Below are 20292 nucleotides of genomic sequence, written 5' to 3'. Positions count from 1 at the left end.
CCCCCGGGTGACCAGCGAGATCACCCTCTTCGTCAATCCCACCGCGGGAAGCGGCCGGGGCGCGCGTGCCGCGCAGCCGGCCGCTTCCGCGTTGCGGGACGCCGGATTCTCCGTCCGTACGGTCCTCGGGGAGGACGCCGAGGACGCCCTGCGCCGGGCCCGCGAGGCCGTGGGCGGCGGAACCGGCGCGCTCATAGCCGTCGGCGGGGACGGACTGATGTCCCTCGCCCTCCAGGCCGTCGCCGGGACTTCGACCCCGCTCGGCGTCGTCGCCGTCGGCACGGGCAACGACTTCGCCCGCGCCCTGGGCCTGCCGATACGGGATCCCGCCGCGGCGGGACGGCTGGCCGCCGAGGCCCTCAAGCAGGGCACGGTGCGCACGATCGACCTCGGCCGGATCGGCGAGCGGTGGTTCGGCTCCGTGCTCGCCTCCGGCTTCGACTCCCGGGTCAACGACCGGGGCAACCGGATGCGCTGGATCGGCGGCCGCTTCAAGTACGACCTGGCGATCCTCGCCGAACTCGCCGCGTTCCGCCCGACCGCCTACCGCGTCCGGCTGGACGGCGGGCCGGTCCGGGAGATCGAGGCGACGCTGATCGCCGTCGGCAACGGCACCTCCTACGGCGGCGGGATGCGGATCTGCGCCGACGCCGTCATGGACGACGGCCTCTTCGACGTGACCGTGGTGGGCGACTGCAGCCGCACCACCCTCCTCAAGGTCTTCCCCCGGGTCTACAAGGGGACGCACCTCGACCACCCCGTCGTCACCGTGCACCGGGCCGCCTCCATCGAACTGGAAGCGGTCGGCGTCACCGCGTACGCGGACGGCGAGCCGCTCGGCCCCCTGCCGGTCGCCGCCACCTGTGTGCCCGGCGCGGCCCGGGTGCTCGGTGCGGTGCCTGCGACCGCTCGATAAAGATCGCGTCACTGTCGGAGGCGGCGGGTAGGCTCGTGGACAAGATGACAGAAGACCTCTCACCAGCTGAGCGATACCAGGCTTCCAGGCTCCGGGCCGCCGATCGGGCGACCGCGCTCGGACCGTTCCGCGAGATGTACGAGTTCGATCTGGACCCCTACCAGATCGAGGCGTGCAAGGCGCTGGAGGCCGGCAAGGGTGTGCTCGTCGCCGCCCCGACGGGTTCGGGCAAGACGATCGTGGGCGAGTTCGCCGTCCACCTCGCCCTGGCCCAGGGCCGCAAATGCTTCTACACCACGCCGATCAAGGCGCTGTCCAACCAGAAGTTCGCCGACCTCGTCAAGCGCTACGGCGCGGACAGGGTCGGCCTGCTGACCGGGGACAACAGCGTCAACGCCGACGCACCGGTGGTCGTCATGACCACCGAGGTGCTGAGGAACATGCTGTACGCGGGCTCCCAGGCGCTGGACGGCCTCGGTCACGTGGTCATGGACGAGGTCCACTACCTCTCCGACCGCTTCCGGGGCGCCGTCTGGGAGGAAGTGATCATCCACCTCCCCGAGTCGGTCACGCTGGTGTCCCTGTCGGCGACCGTGTCCAACGCGGAGGAGTTCGGCGACTGGCTGGACACCGTCCGCGGCGACACCGAGGTGATCGTCTCCGAGCATCGCCCCGTCCCGCTCTGGCAACACGTGCTGGCCGGGCGCCGGATGTACGACCTCTTCGAGGAGGAGAGCGACCACGGCGGCCGCGGCGCGGGACGCCGCGAGGTCAACCCCGACCTCGTCCGGCTCGCCCGCATGGAGAACCAGCGCGGGTACAACCCGCGCGAACGCCGCCGCGGGAAGATGGTCCGCGAGGCCGACCGCGAGCGCGAGCGGCGCCAGCGCAGCCGGATCTGGACCCCCTCGCGGCCCGAGGTCATCGACCGGCTGGACGCCGAGGGGCTGCTGCCCGCCATCACCTTCATCTTCAGCCGGGCCGGCTGCGAGGCCGCCGTCCAGCAGTGCCTGCACGCCGGGCTGCGCCTCAACGACGAGGAGAAGCGGCGGCTGGTCCGCGAGATCGTCGAGCAGCGCACCGCGTCCATCCCCACCGAGGACCTGCACGTCCTCGGCTACTACGAATGGCTCGAAGGCCTGGAGCGGGGCATCGCCGCGCACCACGCCGGCATGCTGCCCACGTTCAAGGAGGTCGTCGAGGAGCTGTTCGTCCGCGGCCTCGTCAAGGCGGTCTTCGCCACGGAGACCCTGGCCCTCGGCATCAACATGCCGGCGCGCTCGGTGGTCCTGGAGAAGCTCGTCAAGTGGAACGGCGAGCAGCACGCCGACATCACCCCCGGCGAGTACACCCAGCTCACCGGTCGGGCCGGGCGCCGCGGCATCGACGTGGAGGGCCACGCCGTGGTCCTCTGGCAGCGCGGCATGGACCCGGGCGGACTGGCCGGTCTCGCCGGGACGCGGACATATCCCCTGCGCTCCAGCTTCCGCCCCTCGTACAACATGGCGGTCAATCTGGTCCAGCAGTTCGGCCGGCACCGTTCGCGCGAGCTGCTGGAGACCTCCTTCGCCCAGTTCCAGGCGGACCGCTCGGTCGTCGGGATCTCCCGCCAGGTCCAGAAGAACGAGGAGGGCCTGGAGGGGTACCGGGAGGGCATGACCTGCCACCTCGGCGACTTCGAGGAGTACGCGCGGCTGCGCCGCGAGCTCAAGGACCGCGAGACGGAGCTGGCCAAGCAGGGGGCGACCCAGCGGCGGGCAGCGGCCGCGGCCTCGCTGGAGAAGCTCAAGCCGGGCGATGTCATCCATGTCCCGACCGGGAAGTTCGCCGGACTGGCGCTGGTCCTCGACCCGGGGCTCCCGGGCGGCCGGACCAATGGGCACGGACACCGGGGCACGGAGTACCACGACGGGCCGCGGCCCCTGGTGCTGACGGCGGAGCGCCAGGTGAAGCGGCTGGCCTCGATCGATTTCCCGGTGCCGGTGGAGGCGCTGGAGCGGATGAGGGTCCCGAAGTCCTTCAACCCCCGTTCGCCGCAGTCGCGCCGCGATCTGGCGTCCGCGCTGCGGACCAAGGCCGGGCACATCGTGCCGGACCGGCACCGACGGCAGCGGTCCGCCGCCGCCGACGACCGCGAGATCGCCCGTCTGCGGACCGAGCTGCGCGCGCACCCGTGCCATGGATGCGACGAGCGCGAGGACCACGCCCGCTGGGCAGAGCGCTACTACCGCCTCCAGCGCGACACCCGGCAGCTGGAGCGGCGGATCGAGGGACGGACGAACACGATCGCCCGCACCTTCGACCGGATCGTGGCCCTGCTGACCGAGCTGGACTATCTGCGGGGCAGCGAGGTCACCGAGCACGGCCGGCGGCTGGCCCGGCTCTACGGGGAGCTGGACCTGCTCGCCAGCGAGTGCCTGCGGGCCGGCGTGTGGGAGGGGCTCAACCCGGCCGAGCTGGCCGCGTGCGTCTCGGCCCTGGTGTACGAGGCACGGCAGTCCGACGACGCGGTGGCCCCGAAGCTGCCGTCCGGGCCCGCGCGGACCGCGCTCGGCGAGATGGTCCGCATCTGGGGCCGGCTCGACGCCCTGGAGGAGGACTTCAAGATCAACCAGGCGGAGGGGGTCGGCCAGCGCGAGCCCGATCTCGGCTTCGCCTGGGCCGTCTACATGTGGGCCTCCGGGCGGAGCCTGGACGAGGTGCTGCGCGAGGCGGAGATGCCGGCCGGTGACTTCGTACGGTGGTGCAAGCAGGTGATCGATGTGCTCGGACAGATCGCCGCCGCCGCGCCGCGCGAGGAGAGTTCGGTGGCGCGCAGCGCGCGCAAGGCCGTCGACGAGGTGCTGCGCGGCGTGGTGGCGTACAGCTCGGTGGGCTGAGCCCACGGGCCGCGGGCCCTCGGGTACGCCGATCGGCCGGTCCCTGTGCGGGCCGGCCGACGGTCGTACGGAATCGTGGATCCTTTCTCCGGCCCGGACGGCGTGCGTCCGGGGACGCGGCGGGTGCGGGGCGCGGGTCCGGACGTCAGGTCTTGGCGTGCCTGCTCCCGCTCCTCATGGACGCACCGGCGCAGACCAGTCCCAGCAGGGCGGTCAGACCGCCGATGATGACGTTGTTGAGCACGACACCGGTGTCCGGGCTGCTGCCCACCACCCACGGCGAGATGATCATCCAGGCGCCCATGGCGCAGATGGCCCAGCTCAGGCCGTACATGCGCTGCGGCATCACGGTGAACCCGAGTCCCAGCACGGCGATCGCGATGCCCATGACCAGGTTGTGGGTCACCAGCGGGGTCTGCGAGGTCGTGAAGTGCAGGACCCACGGCGAGACGGCGCAGTACAGACCGACCAGGAAGACCGGGGCGTCCACGAGCGCCACATCGCGCCCGCCCATCATCCGGTCGTAGCGGTCGCGCATTTCGGAGACATCGGGATGTCCGGCCATGTCATGGCCGACATGCGAGACGTTTGACATGAAGCTCGTCTCCTTCGGTCGCGCAGGCCACGGTGCTGCTCTGTTCGACAAGCGGCCTGCTCTGCCATTCTGCTCTTATATGTCCCTTATGTGTAGGGTCAAGGCGTCGGAATATCCGCAGGATCCGCACCGGTCGCCGCGTCGTCCAGCCGCCGGGCCAGGGAGACCAGCTCCGGCGTCCGCAGCACACGGTCGCCGTACCCGGGAAGCGGGACGTGCAGGGGCTCCGTCCAGCGCGCGGGAATCGCCGCGAGGCCGTACACGGCCCCGGCGAGCGCTCCCGTGACCGCCGCCACGGTGTCCGTGTCCCCGCCCGCGTCGACGGCCGAGGCGAGCGCCTCCTCGTACGACCCCGTCGTGCGCAACGCCCACAGCGCCGTACCCAGGCACGGCCACACCGCACCGTTGAACTCCGTCGCGCACTCCGGCCGCCAGTCGGCGGCCAGAACGGTCGTCCACCGTTCGCGGTGCGCGGCGTCCACCCGGGCCAGTGCGTCCGGAACGGCGGCGAGCGGGTCGTCGCCGTTCAGTGCCACCCGGATCAGCTCGTGCAGCACGGCCGTGCCCTCCCGGGCGGCACGGTCCCCGTGGGTGAGGGCGGCGATCCGGCGAGCGGCCTCCATGGTCAGCTCCCGGGCCTCGGCGGCCGGACGGTCCGGTGCGGCGAAGCGCACGGCGGAGGTGGCGGCGCGCATCAGTGAACCGTTGCCCGCCGCACGGCTGTTGACCTGGAAATGCAGCGCCGCCGCGAGGTCCCAGGGGTCCCCGCCGGTCAGGACCGCCTCCGTCTGGAGGCCGATGTCCTTCGGATCGCCGGCCGCCCACCGCCGGAAGCGGGCGAAGAGCTCGGGCAGGTCCAGGCCGCCGCACTCCAGGAGGGACTCCGCGACGAGCACCGCCATCTGCGTGTCGTCCGTCGCCTCGCCCGGATCCCAGCCACCGCCGCCGCACATCGTGCCCGCGCCGTCGGGGAAGCGGGCGCTGTAGGCCCCCGGCGGCCCGAACTCGAACGGTGCGCCCAGGGCGTCACCGACGGCCGATCCGACCACGGCGCCCGCCGCTCGGTCCCGTCTGTGCGAGGAGCTCATGCGGTCAGCCTACGGAGGTCCGGTCCTCCGTAGGCCGCCGCCGGGAGATCCGTGCGCGTCAGTCGGCCGGCATCAGCACCGTGTCGACGAGGTACACGGTCGCGTTGGCGGTCGGCACGTTCCCGCAGACGACCTTGGACGAGTCGTTCACGGTGTACGTCACGCCCGAGCCCGAGGTCTTCAGTTCGCTCTTCTCCAGCGTGCTGAAGGAGCCGTGCGCCAGCTGTTCCGGCGTCAGCTTCCGGCCCACCACGTGATACGTCAGCACCTTGGTGAGCGCTGCCCGGTCGGCGAGGAGCTTGTCGAGGTCGGCCTTCGGGACCTTGGCGAACGCCGCGTCGGTCGGGGCGAACACGGTGATGTTCCGGGCGTTGTTCAGGGTGTCGACCAGATCGGCCCTCTTCACGGCCGCGACCAGGGTCGAGAGCGAGGGATTGTGCGAGGCGGCCGTGGCGACCGGGTCCGCGGCCATGCCGTTGAACGAACCCGCGCCGCTCTTCGGCACCGCCGAACAGCCCGGTCCGAAGGGTGCCTTCATGGGATCGACGGCGGCCTCGGACGCGGGTGCGGAAGCCTTGGACGAGCTCGCCTCGGAGCCCGCTGCGCTGTCCTCGGACTCACCGGAACAGGCCGTCAGGGCCAGGGGGAGGATGAGCGCGGCGGTCAGGGCGACAGCGGCGCGGCGGGTGTGCAGGACGTTCATGATGTACTCCCTTTCGCTCTGCGTGAGCGAAGCTTTGCTTTGTGTGATCACTTGATCGTTTGGTCGATTGAGCGGTTGGCTTTTTCGTTTGATCGTTTGGCTGATCGTTTGGCTGGTCGTTTGGCTGATGGGTCGGATGACGGAGGCCGCGCCCGGAGGGGCGGGATGTGTCCGTCAGGACACGTCGAGCACCACCGTGTGGTGACCGGTCGCTCCGTCGGGGACGGTGCCCGTGCGCCGGGCGGTCTGCGTGGCGCCGGTGCCGTCGGTCGCGCGGACTTCGAGGGTGTGGCGGCCGGACGTGGCCGGCCAGTTCCACACCCACTGGCGCCAGGTGTCGCGGCTGTCCTGGGCGGCCAGGCGGGCGGTGTGCCACGGGCCGCCGTCGACCCGGACCTCGACCCGGGAGATGCCCCGGTGCTGGGCCCAGGCGACCCCGGCGACCGGGACGCGGCCGGCCTTCGGGGAGGACAGGGGGCGGGGGGTGTCGATGCGGGACTGGGTCTTGACGGGGGCCTGTGCGGACCAGGACCGCTTCACCCAGTACGCGTCGTAGTCGGCGAACGTCGTCAGTTCGATGTCCTTGATCCATTTGCAGGCCGACACGTATCCGTACAGACCCGGGACCACCATCCGCACCGGGAAACCGTGTGTGAACGAAAGCGGTTCCCCGTTCATGCCGAAAGCGAGCAGGGCGTCCCGTCCGTCCATGACGGCTTCGACCGGGGTGCCGATCGTCATGCCGTCCACCGACCGGGCCACCAGCTGGTCGGCGGGCCCGCCCCGGGACGGCGGCTCCACCCCGGCCTCGCGCAGCACGTCGGCCAGTCGTACGCCGAGCCACCGGGCGTTGCCGACGTACGGACCGCCGACCTCGTTGGAGACGCAGGCCAGCGTGATGTCGCGCTCGACGGTCTCGCGGCGCAGCAGGTCCCGCAGTGTGAGCGTCAGCGGGGTGCGGACGCCGCGGCCGTGGATCCGCAGCCGCCAGCCGTCGGCGTCGATACGCGGGACGACCAGGGCCGTGTCCACGCGGTAGAAGTCGCCGGCCGGGGTGGTGAACGGGCCGAGCCCGCGGATGTGGAGGTCGGCGCCCGGGGGGACCGGGCGCGCGGGCGAGTCCGGTACGGGGAGCACCAGGTCGCGCCGGGAGGCCTCGGCCCCGGCCTGGACGGAGGAGGTCAGCCGCCGGCCGAGGAACCCCGCGCCGGCCGAGGCCGCGGCCGTGACCGCCGCGGCGACGACGAACCGCCGTCGGTCGAAGGCGTCTTCGGTCTGCCCGGGGGCGGGCGTGCGCACCGGTGCGAGCCGTCCGACGAGGAGGTACAGCACCCCCGCCGCCACCACGGCACCCACCACCGACGGCAGGGCGTCGGACAGCCGGCCCTCCGGCCGGCCGACCGCCGCGGCCGCCCCGATCCCGCCGAAGACCAGCACCGCCGCCGCGCCGGTCCGCCGGTGCCGCAGCGCCAGCAGTCCGACGAGCACGGCGAAGACCGCGAGCAGGACCACGATGCCCAGCTCCAGCACCAGCTTGTCGCGCGTGCCGAAGTTCCGTACGGCAAAGTCCTTGAGCGCCGGGGGAGTGCGATCGATCACCGCGCCGCCCACCGCCGTGACCGGCCCCGCCTCGGGGCGGACCACCGCCGCGACGAACTCGGCCACGGCCAGGGCGCAGAATCCGGCGATCAGCCCGGCGAGTGCGGCGCACGCGGCACGCAGCAGGCGCGGCGGCCGGGACGCCCGGGGGCGGTCCCGGTGTGCGGCGTCGGGGCCGTTTGCGTCCCCGGTTCCGTTGCCGCTTTCGCTTCCACTTCCGCTTTCGTTTCTGCTTTCGCTTTCGTTTTTGCCCGGCGGTTGCTTTCGATCTTCGCTCACGAAAGGGATTCGTACCCCATCGCCGTCCGGATGTGTCGCTCACTCCGACGAGTGAGGTGCGGACATCAGTGCGCCCCGCACACCGGCCGCCTCCCAACGGCCAGATGTGCGGGGCGATCACCGCGAAGCGGTCGTGGCCCGCCCGGGACGACCCGGCCCGGTCGGGCGCCTCGACCGCCGCGTCAGGGGGGTGGGCCGGCTTCCCGTGCGGCCGCCCACGGTGAACGGATGCCCCTTCGCGTGCCGTTCACGCCGGTGGGAGGGGTGCCGGAGTCCGCGGTGCGGTCGGGGCGCGCCTCGGGGCGGCGGGGCGCGTCGTTCCTCTGCGGTCGGTTGATGCGTACGTCTTCCTTCACACGGGTCTCCTTCCGGGGTGACGGGCGGTGCTCCCGGGGGATCCGGGGGCCGGTCGGGCGGCGGTTGCGTCCAGGCGCGAGATCTTTCCATGCCCTCGAAGATTCGCGATACATCGCGGTTGACCCTCCGAAGAGATTCGCGATATGTTCGTGGACGAGTATTCGATGGCGGAGAAGGGGGTGGGAGGCGGTGGCCAAGCGGCGCAAGCTCAGCAATCCGCTGGCGCTCACGGTCATGGTGCTGCTCGACGAGGGCCCCATGCACCCGTACCAGATCGCCCAGACCCTCCGCCGCCGAGGCAAACAGCACAGCGTGAAGATCAACTTCGGCTCGCTCTACACCGTGGTCCAGAACCTGGAGAAGCACGGATATGTCGAGGTCACGGGCGTGCAGCGGGAGGGGAACCGCCCCGAGCGCACGCTGTACGGCCTGACCGAGGCGGGGCGCGACGAGATGCTCGCGTGGCTCTCCGATCTGATCGCGGTGCCGGCCGACGAGTTCCCCGTCTTCGAGACGGCCCTGTCCCTCCTCCCGGCGCTTCCGCCGGGCGAGGTGGCGGAACTGCTGGCGGACCGGGAGCAGACCCTCGTCGTACAGGCCGCGGCGTTCCGGGGCGTCCTCACTCAATTGGGTGACACGCTTCCCCGCATCTTCATCATCGAGACCGAATTCCAGCTGCACATGATCGAGGCGCAGCTGGAGTGGGTGAGGGGCTTCCGCAAGGAGCTGACCGAATCCACGCTCGAAGGCATCGAACAGTGGAGGACCTTCCACGACACGGGCGCGGTGCCCGAGGAGTGGAAGGACCTCGACGAGCAGGACATCGTCCTCGACCCCGGCCAGGAGGACTGACCCGGGGGAGGGGCGAAGAGAGGAGGACCCCGGCGGGGGCTGTTGCAGCAGCACCCGCCGGGGTCTCGAACCCCGGACCGGACACGCCGTGAAAGCGCGCGGGCCATCGAGGTGCGGCACACCCAGGATAGCCCGGCGACACTCACGCGGACCGGTTCGGCCCATCGGGCGCACGGAACACCGTGCGCCCCGCCGACCACAGGAGAGCTCCGCCATGAGCACCCGTGCGCCCGCCGTCGAGGCGCGGCAGCTGATCAAGACCTATCCCGGTGACGTCACCGCGCTGAACGGCATGGACCTCACCGTCGCGCCCGGCACCGTCTTCGGGCTCCTCGGGCCCAACGGCGCCGGGAAGTCCACCACCGTCAAGATCCTCACCACTCTCGCCCGCCCGGACTCCGGTACCGCGTCCGTCGCCGGGCACGACGTCCTCGCCCACCCCGACCGGGTCCGCCGGTCGATCGGCGTGGTCGCCCAGAAGTCCGGCGCCGACCCGGTCGCCACCGGCCGGGAGAACCTGCTGCTCCAGGGCCGCCTCTACGGAATGCGGGGCGCCGCCGTCCAGCGCCGCGCCGATGAGCTGCTGGAACGCTTCGACCTCGCCGATGCCGGGAAGCGCCTGGTGAAGGGGTACTCCGGCGGGATGCAGCGCCGGCTCGACGTGGCGATCGGCCTGGTCCACCGCCCCGAGGTGCTCTTCCTGGACGAGCCGACGACCGGCCTCGACCCGGAGGCCCGCACCGCCATGTGGGACGAGATCTCCCGGCTGGCCGGTGAGGAGGGGCTGACCATCGTGCTCACCACGCACTATCTGGAGGAGGCCGACCGCCTCGCCGAACGCGTCGCGATCGTCGACCGCGGCCGGGTCGTCGTCGAGGGCACCCCCGACGCGCTCAAGGGCGAACTGCGCGGCGACGCCGTCCATCTGGAACTGCGCGCCGCCCATGTCCCCGACGGCACGACCGCCGTGCTCGACGGACTGCCCGGGGTGCACGAGGTCCTGGCCGACGGCCGCCGGGTCAGCGTCCGCGCCGAGGACGGCGCCGCCGCCGTCCCGGTGCTGCTCGCCGCCCTGGAACGGGCCGGTACGGGCGTGGCCTCGGCCACCGTGGCCCGTCCGTCCCTCGACGACGTGTATCTGCGCTACGCAGGCCGCCGCTTCGCGGAGGCGGAGGCGGACGCCCCGTCCGCCTCCGCTCCCGCCCCGGCCGTCGCGGGAGGTGTCCGATGAGCAGTCAGTCGTTCGCCCAGACCTGGTACATGACCCAGCGCCAGCTGATGCAGATCCTGCGTCAGCCGGTCTTCGTCGTCATCTCGCTGATCCAGCCGGTGATCTGGCTGTTCCTGTTCGGCAACCTCTTCAGGAAGGTCGTCGAACTCGGCGGGTTCGGCACCACCTCCTACCTGGACTACCTGATCCCCGGCATCGTGGTGATGAGCGCCCTCGGATCGAGCATGTGGGCCGGTATGGGGACCCTGGAGGAGATCGAGCGCGGCACGCTCAACCGCTTCCTGACCACGCCGGTCAGCCGCAACGCGTTGATGAACGCCAACGTGGTGCAGACCGGCATCAGCACGGCGTTGCAGTCCCTGGTCATCATCCTGCTCGGCCGGGCGGCCGGAGCCGCCTATCCGGGCGGGGCCGCCGGGCTGTTCGTGCTCGTCGCGGCCTCGATCCTGCTCGGGACGATCTTCGGGGCGCTGTCCAACGCGCTCGGCATGCTGGTGCGCCAGCGGGAGTCGATCATCGGCATCAACACCTTCCTGCTGCTGCCGCTGACCTTCTTGTCGTCGTCCTTCATGGCACCGAGCCAGATGCCGTCGTGGATGAGCCGCGTCGCCGACTTCAACCCGGTCAACTGGGCCATGGTCGCCGGCCGGTCGGCGCTGAACGGGAATCCCGACTGGGGGCTCGTGCTCGGCCGGGGCGCGGCGCTGCTGGCGCTGGCCGCGGTTGCCGTCTGGCTGTCCACCCGCACCTTCCGCTCGTACCAGAAGTCCGTCTGAGCGCCGGGGCTCACCGGTCCGCAACCGTGTCCCGGACGGGTGCGGACCGGCTCCCGGCCGTGCCGGGAGCCGACGCGGACCGGGCCCCGCGCAGCCGGGCCGCGCGCAGGGCGAGGAAGATCAGCAGGGCGAACGGCGAGAGCAGGATGGTGAGCACCAGCAGCGGGCCCATCGCATAGGGCGTGACACCCAGCCGTCGGCCCTCCAAATACATCCACTGCCCCAGCAGCAGATCCCAGGCGATCACCTGCGCCCAGACGGCCCCGGCCCCGTTCGCCAGGGCCGTCAGGTCGCGGAAGGTGTCGATGTCCGGGCTCCGTACGGCCGTCCAGAGCTCCGGGAGGACGGGCAGGGCCATCGTCAGATAGACGGCCAGGACCGGCAGCACCGTCAGCGGTGACCGGGCGACGCGGGCCGTCACCTCCCGGCCGGGCAGGAAGATCATCATCAGCCAGAACGGCGCCGCCAGCAGGAAGGCGGCCTCGAAGAGCGCACCGGTCATGACACGGACTCCTTCACGGAAGGGGAAGCGGGGGGTTCGGGGGCGCCGGACGGGTCCGGTACGGGGGAGCGGCGCAGCGCTCCGTACGTCCCGGCCGCCGTGGCGGCCACGATCAGAGCGGCGGCCGCGAGGGTCGCGCCGTCCGGGTGGACGAGCGGCTGACCGCGCAGCGCCTGCCAGGTGACCAGGGCGGTGAGTGCCGCGTACGCCGCGGAGGCGACCAGCACCAGCCGCAGGCGGACCTGGGGGTCGCGCAGCCGGGCGAAGCGCGGGGCCAGGGCCATGAGCGTCATCAGGAGGAGCGGCAGCAACTGGAGCGCGTGCATGCCCACGAAGTGCGGGACGCGCAGATCCCCGCCGGTCGTGGACCAGCCGGTGAACGGCATCGAGGGGCCGCCGTCCGGCACGCCCACGGCATGTCCGCCGATCACGTCGGCCGTGTCCAGACCGCCCGCCGCCCGCTGCTCCTCGGTCGGTTGCGTCATCAGGAAACCGAGCCCCGCGCCCAGCAGGGCGAGGATCACGCCGGACCGGATCGCCCAGGCGGCGGCCCGGTCCGGTATTCGGGCCCGGAGCAGCAGGACCGCGATGACCAGGGTGCCGGCCCAGAGGACCACGACCGTCACCGCCATCGCGTCGAACAGCGCCGAGTCGAACGGCGTGGCGTGGTTGAAGTGGCTCCGTTTCCCCCGGACCACCTGCCCCGTGATGATCGCCATCTCCACGAGGCTGGACACCGCGACCACCGTCCCCGCCCACCAGCCGACGCGCCGGCCCCGGGTGAGCAGCGTCAGCATCCACGCGAGCGCCAGCGCGTACACCACGAACGACACGGCGAACTTGAAGGGCTTGGCCCAGATCGCCGCCCCCACGAGGATCCGGTCGTCGACCAGCAGGCCGACGGCCGAGACGATCGTCATGACCGCCATGGAAGCGGCGAAGAGGACTAACGGACGGTGCCAGGTACGCCATTGAGGCATAGGTCCCCCCAGGGAGTTATAGATAGTGGAGCTTACCGCTATCCGATAGGGGAACTATCTATGATGGGGTTCGGTCTGGCAAGCAGGAGTGGGGAGAACGCGCGGTGCGCATCGGCGAGTTGAGCCGCAGGTCCGGGGTTCCGGTTCCGACGATCAAGTTCTATGTGCGGGAGGGGCTGCTGCCCGCCGGTCGGCTGACCAGCCCCAACCAGGCCAGCTACGACGAGGGGCACGAGCGCCGGCTGCGGCTGATCCGCGCCCTGCTGGATGTCGGGGGGCTGTCGCTGTCGGCCATCGGGGAGGTGCTGAAGGCCACGGAGGACCCCGTGCGGACCGTGCACGACGTGCTGGGGGCGGCGGCGAAGCGTCTGACGCCGGCCCAGGCGGACGACGCCGGGCCCGAGTTCGACGACGCGCGCGAGGACGTGGCGGACCTGCTGGAGCGCCGGGGCTGGCTGGCCGGGGCGGGGAGTCCGGGCGGGGAGGCGCTCGCCGAGGTGCTGGTCGCGCTTCGCCGGGCCGGGCACGGCGGCTTCGTCGAACTGCTCGACGTCTACGCGAGCGCGGCCGAGGGGATCGCGCGGGCCGACCTCGACTACGTCGGGCGGCGGGTGGCCCGGGAGGACCTCGTGGAGAGTGTCGTCGTCGGCACGGTCCTGGGCGAGGCGATGTTCGGTGCCCTGCGCCGCCTCGCACACGTGAACGCCTCCGTGCGCGCGTACGGCGAGGGGGCGGACGGCTGAGAAGCGCTGCGGACACCCGCACGCGTGGGCGTACGGCGAGGGTCGGCCACTCCCGTACGCCGGGACGTCCGCGATCAGCCGCACAGCGGCCGCCCGGCCCCGCCACCGCACAGTGTCCGCCCGCCCCCGCCCCGCGCGCTCGCCGGTTCGCGGTCGTCCGCACCCCGCCCCGCGTACGACGACGCCCGCGCCCCGGTACGGAAATCGGGGCGCGGGCGTCGAGGCGTGGGGAAGGCGTGGGTCAGGCGGCGTTCTCCTGCTCGCGTTCCACCTGCTCGTTCCAGGCGCGCTTGACGGAGCGCCAGGCGTCGTCGTTCTGGCCGAGCCGCCAGTAGCCGGAGATCGACAGCTGCGGCAGCGGAACGCCGCGCTCCAGGCGGAGGTGGCGGCGGATCTCCTTGACGAAGCCCGCCTCGCCGTGGACGAAGGCCTGCACCTCGCCCGCCGGGAACTCCAGCTCCCGCACGGCGGCCACGAGCGCCTCGCCCACCGGGCGTTCGCCGCGGTGCAGCCAGGTGACCTCGACGCCGTCCGGCGTGGCGATCTTCTGCTCCTCGGAGGCGTCGGACACCTCAAGGAAGGCGTGCACCACCGCGCCCGGCGGCATCTGCTCCACCGCCACCGCGACGGCGGGCAGCGCGCTCTCGTCGCCCACCAGCAGATGCCAGTCGGCCGAGGCCTCGGGGCCGTAACCGCCGCCCGGTCCCAGGAACGTCACCCGGTCGCCGGGCACGGCACGCGCCGCCCACGGACCGGCCAGGCCCTCGTCGCCGTGGACCACGAAGTCGATCGCCAGCTCCCGGGTGGCCGGGTCCCAGGAACGCACCGTGTACGTACGCGTGGTGGGCCACAGCTCGCGCGGGAACTCCTCGCGGATGCGGGCCACGTCGAAGGGGTGCTCGTACGTCGCGCCCTCGGGCGCGAAGCACAGCTTGACGTAGTGGTCGGTGAAGCCCGAGAGGGCGAAGTCGGCGAGGCCGTCACCGCCGAGCACCACCCGGACCATGTGCGGAGTGATCCGCTCGGTGCGCAGGACCTCCGCACCCCGCGCACGGGGTGCCTGGCGTGCCGGTCGTTCTGCCACGGGTCGTCTCCCTGCTGCCGGTAACCGGACCGAGGAACCCCGAACGGCCCATCAGTCTTAGGGTTACCTAACCTAACACCTCAGACGGTGAGTGTGGACAGCAGGCGCTGCAGCGCCCCACCCAGCCCCCACCGCTCCGCGAGCGCGTCCAGCGCGGCGGGATCGCGGGGCGCGGCGGGCAGGGCGGCGTCGAACGCGGGCAGCGGGACGTCCCCGGCGACCCGGACCACCTTCGGGGCCACCGCCACGTAGTCGCGGGCCTCGTCGAGCCGCTTGCGCTGCGAGGGGGTGAGCCCGGCGGCCGGGTCGTCGACGGCGGCCATGATCCCCGCGAGGTCGCCGAAGGCGTCCAGCAGCTTCGCCGCCGTCTTCTCGCCGATCCCGGGCACCCCCGGCAGCCCGTCGCTCGGGTCGCCCCGCAGCAGCGCGAGGTCGACGTACCCGGGACCGGACACCCCGTACTTCTCGCGCAGCCACGCCTCGTCCGTCAGCTGAAGGGTGCCGACGCCCTTCAGGGGGTAGAGCACCCGCACCTCCCGGGCGTCGTCCACCAGCTGGTACAGGTCCCGGTCGCCCGTGACGATGTCCACCGGGCCGGTCGCGCGGCCCGTCAGGGTCCCGATCACGTCGTCCGCCTCGTACCCCGCGACACCCACCCGGGCGATGCCGAGCGCGTCCAGCACCTCGGCGATCACCGGCACCTGCGGGGCCAGCGTGTCCGGCGTCTCCTCCTCGTCGGGCACGCCCCGGTCCGTCTCCTCCGCGACGCGGTGCGCCTTGTACGAGGGGATCAGGTCGACCCGCCACTGCGGACGCCAGTCCGCGTCCCAGCAGGCCACGAGGTCGTCCGGGCGGTGGTCCTGCACCAGCCGGCCGATGAAGTCCAGGAGTCCGCGCACGGCGTTGACCGGGGTCCCGTCCGGTGCGCGCACCGAGTCGGGGACGCCGAAGTAGGCGCGGAAGTAGAGGGAGGCGGTGTCGAGGAGCATCAGGCGTCGCGTCACACCCCGATGATGCCGCACCCCACCGACACCGCCGCCCCTGGACGCGGTTCCCGGATCGAGGCCGCTCTTCTGTGACCTGGCTCACTCTTGTGTTTGCTCCGTGTAAGCGGGGGCAGGCGCGGCATCGGAGCGAACCACGTCGCATTTTCAACTAATGCATGTGCCATGCGGGCCGAACCCGCACCGCTCCACGGTCTGCCGGAGGGGGTGGCAGAGCGTATTCGGTTCAACGCGTGAGGTGTATGTGTCAAGGCTGCAGGCCGAGCACTTGTACAAGGTGTTCGGCAGACGACCCGATCAAGCCGTACGAATGCTGGAGAGCGGCACGGACCGCGAGGAACTGCGCGCCGACGGAACGACCGCCGCGGTGATCGACGCCTCGTTCACCGTGGAGCCCGGCCAGATCTTCGTCGTGATGGGTCTGTCGGGGTCCGGCAAGTCCACGTTGCTGCGCATGCTCAACGGACTGCTGGAGCCCACCGCCGGCCAGGTGCTCTTCGACGGCCAGGACCTGACCGCCCTGAGCCCCGCGGAGCTCCGCCACGTCCGCTCCACCAAGATCAGCATGGTGTTCCAGCACTTCGCGCTCTTCCCCCACCGGAGCGTTCTGGAGAACGCCGCGTACGGCCTGGAGGTGCAGGGCGTCCCGCGCGCCGAGCGCGAGCGCCGCGCCACCGAGGCACTGGAGCTGACCGGCCTCGCCGGCTGGGAGAAGTCCTGGCCCGACGAGCTGTCCGGGGGCATGCAGCAGCGCGTCGGCCTGGCCCGCGCGCTGGCCACCGACGCCGATCTGCTGCTCATGGACGAGTCGTTCAGCGCGCTCGACCCGCTGATCCGCCGCGATATGCAGGACCAGCTCCTGGAGCTGCAGAAGCGGCTGAAGAAGACCATCGTCTTCATCACCCACGACCTCAACGAGGCCATGCGCCTCGGCGACCGCATCGCCGTGATGCGCGACGGCCGGATCGTCCAGCTGGGCACCGCCGAGGACATCCTCGTCACGCCCGCCAACGACTACGTCGCCTCCTTCACCCAGGACGTGGACCGCACCCGGGTGCTGACCGCCGGCGCCATCATGGCCGAGACGCAGACCGTCATGGGCACCCTGTGCGACCAGGGCAAGGAACTGAGGAGCGCGGACGACGTGCTGCGGGCCACCCCGGCCACCGTCACCGAGTCCACACCGATCATCGAGCTGTTCACGCCCTGCTCGCGCAGCAGGGTCGCGGTGGCCGTGACCGACGACAAGGGCAAGCTGCTCGGCGTCGTCCCCCGGGAGCGCCTGCTCGCCGTCCTCGGCGAGCCCATGACCCCCGCCGACGCCGCACCGTCCGCCCCGATCTCCACGAAGAAGGTGGCCGGTGTTTAGGCTCCACCTCGGCGACTGGGTCGACTCCGCCGTCGACTGGCTCCAGTCCCATCTGTCCTGGCTCTTCGACGCCATCAGCTCCGTGGTGAGCGGCATGTTCGACGGCATCGCCGCCGTGCTCTCCGCCCCCGCCCCGCTGCTCTTCGCGGGCATCGTCGCCGTCATCGCCTGGTGGCTGCGCGGTCTGCTCGCCGGTGTCCTCGCGTTCGCGGGCTTCGCCCTCATCGACTCCGTCGAGCTGTGGGACGAGGCGATGGACACCCTCACCCTGGTGCTCGTCGCGACGATCGTGACGCTGGTGCTGGCCGTCCCGCTCGGCATCTGGGCCTCCCGGTCCAAGGCCGTCAGCGCGGTGACCCGGCCGGTCCTGGACTTCATGCAGACCATGCCGGCCATGGTCTACCTGATCCCCGGCGTCATCTTCTTCGGCGTCGGCGTGGTCCCCGGGATCATCGCCACCATCATCTTCGCGCTGCCCCCGGGCGTACGGATGACCGAACTCGGCATCCGCCAGGTGGACGGCGAACTCGTCGAGGCGGCCGAGGCCTTCGGCACCACCTCGCGCAACACCCTGCTGAAGGTCCAGCTGCCGCTGGCCCTGCCCACGATCATGGCGGGCGTCAACCAGGTCATCATGCTGGGCCTGTCCATGGTGGTCATCGCCGGCATGGTCGGCGGCGGCGGCCTCGGCGGCTCCGTCTACCGCGCCATCGGCAACGTCGACGTGGGCCTCGGATTCGAGGCGGGCGTCTCCATCGTCATCCTGGCGATGTACCTGGACCGCATGACCGGTGCGCTGGGCCGCGAGGTCTCCCCGCTCGGCCGGCGCGCGGTCGCCAAGGCGCAGGCGATGGCCGGCGGACTCAAGGTGTGGAACCACCGCCCGCAGCCCGTCGTGGCCGTGGTCGGCGTCGTGGTCCTCGCCCTCGTCGCCGGAGGCATGGGTCTGTTCGGATCCTCCGACACGGACGACACCGCGGGCTCGGACCCGGCGAAGATCGGTGCCGGCAAGAAGATCAGCATGGGCTACATCCCCTGGGACGAGGGCATCGCCTCCACGTTCCTGTGGAAGGAGCTGCTGGAGCGGCGCGGCTTCGAGGTCGAGGTCAAGCAGTACGAGGCCGGCGCGCTGTACACCGGCATGGCGGGCGGCCAGATCGACTTCGAGACGGACTCCTGGCTGCCGGTCACGCACGCCGCGTACTGGAAGAAGTACAAGGACCGCCTGGAGGACATGGGCTCCTGGTACGGCCCCACCTCGCTGGAGCTGGCCGTCCCCTCGTACGTGAAGGGCGTCGAATCGCTCGCCGACCTCAAGGGGAAGGCGTCCGACTTCAAGGGCCGGATCGTCGGCATCGAGCCGAGCGCCGGTGAGTCGGGGCTGCTCAAGGACAAGATCCTGCCGGGCTACGGCCTGGACAAGGAGTACAAGGTCGTCGACGGCTCCACGCCGTCCATGCTGGCCGAGCTGAAGCGCGCGTACGGCAAGAAGGAACCGATCGTCGTTCCGCTCTGGTCGCCGCACTGGGCGTACAACCAGTACGAGCTGACCAAGCTCAAGGACCCCAAGAACCTCTGGGGCAAGGGCGACGGCATCCACACGCTGGCCCGCAAGGGCTTCTCGGCCGACAACCCCGAGGTCGGGGCGTGGCTGAAGAACTTCAAGATGACCGAGGACCAGCTCACCAGTCTGGAGGCGCAGATCCAGAAGAGCGGTACCGGCAAGGAGCAGGAGGCCGTCCGCACCTGGCTGAAGGCCAACCCGGACGCCGCCGACGCCTGGACCCCGGTCGCCGGGGCCGCCGCCAAGGGCGCGAACGGCAAGGACGAGCGCGACCGTCCCATCGAGATGGCCTGGTTCCCCTGGGAGGAGGACATCGCCGCCACGTACCTGTGGAAGGCCGTCCTGGAGGAGCGCGGCTACACGATCAACCTGAAGCAGTTCGAGGTCGGCCCGATGTACGCCGCGATGTCCCGCGGCCAGATCGACGTGCAGTTCGACGGCTGGCTCCCGTACACCCAGAAGAACTACTGGGACAAGTACGGCACGAAGCTGACGGACATCGGCTCCTGGTACGGCCCGACCTCGCTGGAGGTCGCGGTGCCCGACTACGTCAAGGACGTGAAGTCCCTGGCCGACCTCAAGGGCAAGGGCTCGCGGTTCAAGAACCGGATCGTCGGGATCGAGCCGGGCACGGCCACGATGGAGAACCTGAAGAAGAACGTGCTCCCGGCCTACGGTCTGGACGACGAGTACAAGGTCCTCGACGGCTCCACCCCGGCCATGCTCGCCGAGCTGAAGCGCGCGTACGCCAAGAAGGAGCCCATCGCCGTCCTGCTGTGGACCCCGCACTGGGCGTACAGCGAGTACTCCATGACCAAGCTGAAGGACCCGAAGAAGGCCTTCGGCGACGGTGACCGGCTGCACACCATCGCCTCCAAGCAGTTCCCGGAGCTGTACCCGCGGCTGACCGAGTGGTTCAAGGACTTCAAGCTCAGCGAGGACCAGCTCGCCGGACTGGAGAACGAGATCCAGAAGCGCGGCAGCGGCCACGAGGCCGAAGCGGTGCGCGCCTGGATGGACGAGAACCCCGGCATCGCGGACACCCTGGCGCCGCAGAGCTGACCGGCCCCCGGACGAAGGAAGGGGTGGGCACCGCCGACGGCGGAGCCCACCCCTTCCGGCGTGTCCGGACCCACCATTACCCGCCGTCCTCGCGCAACGGAGTGCGTAAGGTGCTGGCAGCCGGGAGGATGGCGAGTCGGGAGGGAGCGGGACTATGGACGAGAAGGAAACACTCCGGGTGGGTGCCGCGGTCCGGCGACAGCGCAGGTCCCTGGGACTGACCCTGGCCGCCGTCGCCGCGCGCAGCGGCCTGTCCGTGCCGTTCCTCAGCCAGATCGAGAACGAACGGGCCAGACCCAGCCCCCGTTCCCTCGACCGCGTCGCCGAGGCACTGGAGACCACCACCGCCCGGTTGCGCGCCGCGGCGGACTCGGCCCGCGCCGTCGACGTGGTGCGCGGCACCGAGGAGGAGGGGGCGCGCCGGGTGGTGCGCGGACGCCACCAGCTCACCGCCGTGGAGTTCTCCGGCGAGATCGATCCCGGGCGGGAGTTCCAGCACCGCAACGACGAGGTGCTGTACGTCGTCGAGGGCGCCGCCGAGGTCGAGGCCGAGGGCCAGGCCTACCGGCTGGAGCGGGGCGACACGCTGTTCCTCTCGGGCGGGGTGCGCCACCGCTGGCGGGCCGCGGACCCCGGCACCCGGCTGCTGTTCGTCGCCGTCGCCGAGCACATCGACGCCACCTTCGACCCGCGGCGCTGAGCCTCCGGC

17 protein-coding genes are annotated in these 20292 nt (G+C 71.5%); 9 read left to right on the top strand and 8 right to left on the bottom strand.

Annotated features, from left to right (window positions below; translation table 11 throughout):
* Nucleotides 1-7: 7 nt before the first annotated feature.
* Nucleotides 8-916: a diacylglycerol kinase gene (locus ACZ4FH_RS32990; protein ID WP_467309453.1), complete on the top strand. Its 909-nt coding sequence runs from the start codon at nucleotides 8-10 to the stop codon at nucleotides 914-916.
* Between the two features lie 44 nt (nucleotides 917-960).
* Nucleotides 961-3795: a DEAD/DEAH box helicase gene (locus tag ACZ4FH_RS32985; protein ID WP_467309452.1), complete on the top strand. Its 2835-nt coding sequence runs from the start codon at nucleotides 961-963 to the stop codon at nucleotides 3793-3795.
* A 145-nt stretch (nucleotides 3796-3940) separates the two neighbouring features.
* Here the strand turns inward: ACZ4FH_RS32985 and ACZ4FH_RS32980 are convergent, their stop codons facing one another.
* The 4 genes from ACZ4FH_RS32980 to ACZ4FH_RS32965 all read right to left on the bottom strand — a co-directional run bounded on the left by ACZ4FH_RS32980 (nucleotide 3941) and on the right by ACZ4FH_RS32965 (nucleotide 7903).
* Nucleotides 3941-4390 (bottom strand): SPW repeat protein, encoded by a 450-nt coding sequence (locus ACZ4FH_RS32980; protein WP_467309451.1) that lies wholly within the window; start codon nucleotides 4388-4390, stop codon nucleotides 3941-3943.
* Between the two features lie 98 nt (nucleotides 4391-4488).
* Complete coding sequence (locus tag ACZ4FH_RS32975) at nucleotides 4489-5478, bottom strand: ADP-ribosylglycohydrolase family protein (RefSeq protein WP_467309450.1); 990 nt, start codon at nucleotides 5476-5478, stop codon at nucleotides 4489-4491.
* A 58-nt stretch (nucleotides 5479-5536) separates the two neighbouring features.
* Entirely contained in the window at nucleotides 5537-6181 is a 645-nt protein-coding gene (locus tag ACZ4FH_RS32970; protein ID WP_467309449.1) for a fasciclin domain-containing protein, read from the bottom strand.
* A gap of 174 nt (nucleotides 6182-6355) precedes the next feature.
* The gene (locus tag ACZ4FH_RS32965; RefSeq protein WP_467309466.1) at nucleotides 6356-7903 is read right to left on the bottom strand and encodes a molybdopterin-dependent oxidoreductase; all 1548 of its coding nucleotides are present in this window, start codon (nucleotides 7901-7903) and stop codon (nucleotides 6356-6358) included.
* A gap of 702 nt (nucleotides 7904-8605) precedes the next feature.
* Between ACZ4FH_RS32965 and ACZ4FH_RS32960 the strand changes: the two genes are divergently transcribed.
* From ACZ4FH_RS32960 to ACZ4FH_RS32950, 3 genes are all read left to right on the top strand, one after another.
* Nucleotides 8606-9268: a PadR family transcriptional regulator gene (locus ACZ4FH_RS32960; RefSeq protein WP_467309448.1), complete on the top strand. Its 663-nt coding sequence runs from the start codon at nucleotides 8606-8608 to the stop codon at nucleotides 9266-9268.
* A gap of 214 nt (nucleotides 9269-9482) precedes the next feature.
* On the top strand, nucleotides 9483-10499 hold the full coding sequence (locus ACZ4FH_RS32955) for an ATP-binding cassette domain-containing protein (RefSeq protein ID WP_467309447.1): 1017 nt from the start codon (nucleotides 9483-9485) through the stop codon (nucleotides 10497-10499).
* On the top strand, nucleotides 10496-11275 hold the full coding sequence (locus ACZ4FH_RS32950; protein ID WP_467309446.1) for an ABC transporter permease: 780 nt from the start codon (nucleotides 10496-10498) through the stop codon (nucleotides 11273-11275). Before ACZ4FH_RS32955 ends, ACZ4FH_RS32950 begins: the two co-directional genes overlap by 4 nt.
* Before the next feature lie 10 nt (nucleotides 11276-11285).
* Here the strand turns inward: ACZ4FH_RS32950 and ACZ4FH_RS32945 are convergent, their stop codons facing one another.
* Both ACZ4FH_RS32945 and ACZ4FH_RS32940 read right to left on the bottom strand, forming a co-directional pair.
* On the bottom strand, nucleotides 11286-11777 hold the full coding sequence (locus ACZ4FH_RS32945) for an ABA4-like family protein (protein WP_467309445.1): 492 nt from the start codon (nucleotides 11775-11777) through the stop codon (nucleotides 11286-11288).
* Complete coding sequence (locus tag ACZ4FH_RS32940) at nucleotides 11774-12706, bottom strand: hypothetical protein (protein WP_467309444.1); 933 nt, start codon at nucleotides 12704-12706, stop codon at nucleotides 11774-11776. Before ACZ4FH_RS32940 ends, ACZ4FH_RS32945 begins: the two co-directional genes overlap by 4 nt.
* 155 nt (nucleotides 12707-12861) lie before the next feature.
* On the opposite strand from ACZ4FH_RS32940, the gene ACZ4FH_RS32935 reads away from it, so the two are divergent.
* Complete coding sequence (locus ACZ4FH_RS32935) at nucleotides 12862-13500, top strand: MerR family transcriptional regulator (protein WP_467309443.1); 639 nt, start codon at nucleotides 12862-12864, stop codon at nucleotides 13498-13500.
* A gap of 241 nt (nucleotides 13501-13741) precedes the next feature.
* Here the strand turns inward: ACZ4FH_RS32935 and ACZ4FH_RS32930 are convergent, their stop codons facing one another.
* A complete protein-coding gene (locus ACZ4FH_RS32930; RefSeq protein ID WP_467309442.1) occupies nucleotides 13742-14584 on the bottom strand; it encodes a siderophore-interacting protein in 843 nt (280 codons plus the stop codon).
* An 80-nt stretch (nucleotides 14585-14664) separates the two neighbouring features.
* Entirely contained in the window at nucleotides 14665-15573 is a 909-nt protein-coding gene (locus tag ACZ4FH_RS32925; protein WP_467309465.1) for a 5'-3' exonuclease, read from the bottom strand.
* Nucleotides 15574-15898: 325 nt separating this feature from the next.
* Between ACZ4FH_RS32925 and ACZ4FH_RS32920 the strand changes: the two genes are divergently transcribed.
* The 3 genes from ACZ4FH_RS32920 to ACZ4FH_RS32910 all read left to right on the top strand — a co-directional run bounded on the left by ACZ4FH_RS32920 (nucleotide 15899) and on the right by ACZ4FH_RS32910 (nucleotide 20283).
* Nucleotides 15899-16957 carry a quaternary amine ABC transporter ATP-binding protein gene (locus ACZ4FH_RS32920; RefSeq protein ID WP_467309441.1) on the top strand — a complete coding sequence of 353 codons (1059 nt, stop codon included), beginning with the start codon at nucleotides 15899-15901 and terminating at the stop codon, nucleotides 16955-16957.
* Nucleotides 16950-19583, top strand: a complete 2634-nt coding sequence (locus ACZ4FH_RS32915; protein WP_467309440.1) for an ABC transporter permease/substrate binding protein — start codon at nucleotides 16950-16952, stop codon at nucleotides 19581-19583. Before ACZ4FH_RS32920 ends, ACZ4FH_RS32915 begins: the two co-directional genes overlap by 8 nt.
* A 154-nt stretch (nucleotides 19584-19737) precedes the next feature.
* Nucleotides 19738-20283 carry a helix-turn-helix domain-containing protein gene (locus tag ACZ4FH_RS32910; protein ID WP_467309439.1) on the top strand — a complete coding sequence of 182 codons (546 nt, stop codon included), beginning with the start codon at nucleotides 19738-19740 and terminating at the stop codon, nucleotides 20281-20283.
* Nucleotides 20284-20292 lie beyond the last annotated feature (9 nt).

Source organism: Streptomyces sp. NPDC024555, assembly GCF_055559335.1.
Note: the sequence above shows the minus strand (reverse complement) of the source record. Positions and strands in the feature narration are given on the sequence as shown.

What these genes read in the sequence shown, in the direction of transcription:
- ACZ4FH_RS32970 (WP_467309449.1), bottom strand. Translation starts at nt 6,181, where the DNA reads ATGAACGTCCTGCACACCCGCCGCGCCGCTGTCGCCCTGACCGCCGCG.
- ACZ4FH_RS32980 (WP_467309451.1), bottom strand. Translation starts at nt 4,390, where the DNA reads ATGTCAAACGTCTCGCATGTCGGCCATGACATGGCCGGACATCCCGAT.
- ACZ4FH_RS32940 (WP_467309444.1), bottom strand. Translation starts at nt 12,706, where the DNA reads ATGGCGGTCATGACGATCGTCTCGGCCGTCGGCCTGCTGGTCGACGAC.
- ACZ4FH_RS32920 (WP_467309441.1), top strand. Translation starts at nt 15,899, where the DNA reads ATGCTGGAGAGCGGCACGGACCGCGAGGAACTGCGCGCCGACGGAACG.
- ACZ4FH_RS32985 (WP_467309452.1), top strand. Translation starts at nt 961, where the DNA reads ATGACAGAAGACCTCTCACCAGCTGAGCGATACCAGGCTTCCAGGCTC.
- ACZ4FH_RS32925 (WP_467309465.1), bottom strand. Translation starts at nt 15,573, where the DNA reads ATGCTCCTCGACACCGCCTCCCTCTACTTCCGCGCCTACTTCGGCGTC.
- ACZ4FH_RS32955 (WP_467309447.1), top strand. Translation starts at nt 9,483, where the DNA reads ATGAGCACCCGTGCGCCCGCCGTCGAGGCGCGGCAGCTGATCAAGACC.
- ACZ4FH_RS32910 (WP_467309439.1), top strand. Translation starts at nt 19,738, where the DNA reads ATGGACGAGAAGGAAACACTCCGGGTGGGTGCCGCGGTCCGGCGACAG.
- ACZ4FH_RS32950 (WP_467309446.1), top strand. Translation starts at nt 10,496, where the DNA reads ATGAGCAGTCAGTCGTTCGCCCAGACCTGGTACATGACCCAGCGCCAG.
- ACZ4FH_RS32945 (WP_467309445.1), bottom strand. Translation starts at nt 11,777, where the DNA reads ATGACCGGTGCGCTCTTCGAGGCCGCCTTCCTGCTGGCGGCGCCGTTC.
- ACZ4FH_RS32975 (WP_467309450.1), bottom strand. Translation starts at nt 5,478, where the DNA reads ATGAGCTCCTCGCACAGACGGGACCGAGCGGCGGGCGCCGTGGTCGGA.